We start from the raw sequence: 2,790 nt of genomic DNA on the forward strand, positions 1-2,790 counted from the left end.
CCGCCGAAGGGCAGGGTGCCCCATGAGCGGCCCGCCCCCGCCCCTGCGCGTCGAGGACGTCACCGTCAGGTTCGCCGGGCTCACCGCGCTGGACTCGGTCGGCTTCACCGTGGCGCCCGGCAGCGTGCACGCGCTGATCGGGCCCAACGGAGCGGGCAAGTCGACCTGCTTCAACGTCGTGTCCGGACTGTGCCGCCCCAGCCGGGGCGGGGTCCGCCTCGGCGAGCGGGAACTCACCCGGCTGCCCCCGCACCGGATCGCCCTGCTCGGCATCGCCCGCACCTTCCAGAACATCGTCACCACGGCCGGCACGGTCGGCGACAACCTGATGCTCGGCCGGCAGGCCTTGGGCCGCGCGGGATTCACCGCCACCGCCCTGCGGCTGCCGGGCACCGTGCGCGAGCAGCGCGAGCACCGCGCCCGGGCCCGGGAGATCGCCGAACTCACCGGCCTCGGGCCGCTGTTCGACACCCCGGTCGCCCTGCTCTCCTACGGCGACCGCAAACGGGTCGAACTCGCCCGCGCCCTGTGCCTGGAACCACGGGTGCTGCTGCTCGACGAACCGGTGGCCGGCATGAACTCCGGCGAACGCGCCCGCACCGTCGAGGTGGTGCGCACCGTCCGCGCCGAACTGGGCCTGTCCGTCCTACTGGTGGAGCACGACATGGGACTCGTCATGCGGCTGGCCGACGAGGTCACCGTCCTCGACTTCGGCCGCCGTATCGCCGCAGGCACCCCGGACCGGGTCCGCCAGGACCCCGAGGTGCGCCGCGCCTACCTCGGCACCCCGACCACCTCCCGGGAGCACATCGCATGAGCACCGCCCTGGACACCGTGCTGAACGGACTCGCCCTCGGCTCGGTCTACGCCCTGGTCGCCCTCGGCTTCGTCATCATCTTCAAGGCCTCGGCGGTGATGAACTTCGCCCACGGCTCGCTGCTGCTGCTCGGCGGCTATCTCACCGCGGTGCTGCACGACCGCCTCGGCTTCGCGGGCGCCCTCGCCCTGGCGGTGCTCGCCACCGCGGCGGCGGCCGGCCTGATCGACGTCCTGCTGCTGCGCCGCGTCGACCCGACCGCCGCGCATGTGCTGACCATCGTGACCATCGGCGTCGACATCCTGCTGATGACCGATCTCACCCGCCGCATCGGCGGGGACCTGCTCACCCTCGGCGACCCCTGGGGCTCCGCCGTGACCCGGCTCGGCCCGGTGACCGTCGCCGACAGCCGGATCGCCTCGATCCTGGTGTCGACGGCCGTCATCGCCGCGGTCTTCGCCGTGTTCCGGTTCACCCCCTGGGGCCTGTCGCTGCGCGCCGCCGCCGAGGACCAGGAGGCCGCCGCCCTGATGGGCATCCGGCTCGCCCGGATCCGCACCCTCGCCTGGTGCCTGGCCGGTGCGCTCGCCGCGCTCGCCGCCGTGTTCCTGGCCGCGTTCCCGGCGCCCGGGCTGGAGCGTACGACCGGACAGATCGCGTTGAAGGCGTTCCCCGCCGCGATCCTCGGCGGGATGGCCTCGCCGCCCGGCGCGCTCGCCGGCAGCCTGCTGATCGGTGTCACCGAGGCGCTGGCGGCCGGCTACCAGTCCGAACTCTCCGCGCTCGGCGCGGGTTTCGGCGACGTGGTGCCGTACGCCGTGATGGTGCTGGTGCTCCTCGTGCGGCCGGCCGGTCTCTTCGGCACCAAGGAGGCGGCCCGTGTCTAGACGTCTCGCCGCAGTGGCCGCCGTGCTCGTCCTGTGCGCGCTGCCGTTCTACCTGGGCGCGTTCTGGCTCCAGGTCGGGCTGTTCTCGATGGCCGCCGCGCTGGGCGCCGTCGGACTCACCCTGCTCACCGGCACCGCGGGCCAGCTCTCCCTGGGCCATGCCTTCTTCCTCGCGGTCGGCGCCTACGGCTACGTGTGGCTGGCCGGGGAACCCGGGCCGGGCCTGCCGCCGCCGCTCGCCCTGGTGCTCGCGGTCTGCCTGAGCGGGGTGGCGGGCGGGCTGTTCAGCCCGGTGGCCGGCCGGGTGCGCGGGGTCTACCTGGGGGTGGCGACCCTCGCCCTGGTCTTCCTCGGCCGGCACGTGATGCTCAACGCCGACACCCTCACCGGCGGCTTCAACGGACGGTCCGTGCCGCCGATGTCCCTGGGCGGCTTCACCTTCACCGGCACCGACCCGCAACTCATCGTGCTGGGCGTGCCGTTCGGCGCCGAGGAACGCCTGTGGTACCTCGCGCTGGCGCTGCTGGGCGCCGGCTGGTTCGCCGCCCGCAACCTGCTCGCCGGCCGCCCCGGCCTGGCGCTGACCGCGCTGCGCGACAGCGAGACCGCCGCGGCCGTGATGGGCGTCCCGGTGGCCCGTCGGCGCTCTGCCGCCTTCGTGGTCTCCTCCATGTACGCGGGCCTGGCCGGGGTCCTGCTCGCGCTCGTCTTCCGCCGGATCGTGCCGGACTACTTCGGCCTCGCCCTGTCCATCGACTACCTCGCGATGATCGTCATCGGCGGACTCGGCTCGGTGGCGGGCGCCGTCGCGGGAGCCGTCTTCGTCACTGCGCTGCCCCTGCTCATGGCCCGCTACGCCGACCAGCTGCCCCTGGTCGCGGCACCCGGCGCGCCCGGCCACGCGGTGGGACCCACCGAGGCCGCGCGCTATCTGTACGGCGCCGCCGTCGTCCTCGTCCTGCTCTTCGCCCCCGACGGGCTGAGCGGCCTGGCCCGGCGGGCCATGGCCCTCGTCCGACGGCGCCGCACCCCGCCCACGACCGAGCCGCCCGCAACCCCGTCCGCCCCTGCCACCTCGTCCGCCAC

The 2,790-nt window shown here is 74.4% G+C and carries 3 protein-coding genes; all 3 read left to right on the forward strand.

Translation table 11 applies throughout. The features are described from left to right. Nucleotides 1–22 precede the first annotated feature (22 nt). Nucleotides 23–817: an ABC transporter ATP-binding protein gene (locus FNH09_RS45845; RefSeq protein ID WP_152895788.1), complete on the forward strand. Its 795-nt coding sequence runs from the start codon at nt 23–25 to the stop codon at nt 815–817. Beyond that, a complete protein-coding gene (locus FNH09_RS45850; protein ID WP_152895789.1) occupies nt 814–1,704 on the forward strand; it encodes a branched-chain amino acid ABC transporter permease in 891 nt (296 codons plus the stop codon). The genes FNH09_RS45845 and FNH09_RS45850 overlap by 4 nt, the downstream gene beginning before the upstream one ends. Then, the coding region (locus FNH09_RS45855) for an ABC transporter permease subunit (protein ID WP_162470104.1) at nt 1,697–2,790 on the forward strand (1,094 nt) is incomplete at its 3' end. The genes FNH09_RS45850 and FNH09_RS45855, both read left to right, overlap by 8 nt.

The organism is Streptomyces adustus (genome assembly GCF_009377175.1).
Taxonomy (GTDB): Bacteria; Actinomycetota; Actinomycetes; order Streptomycetales; family Streptomycetaceae; genus Streptomyces; species Streptomyces adustus.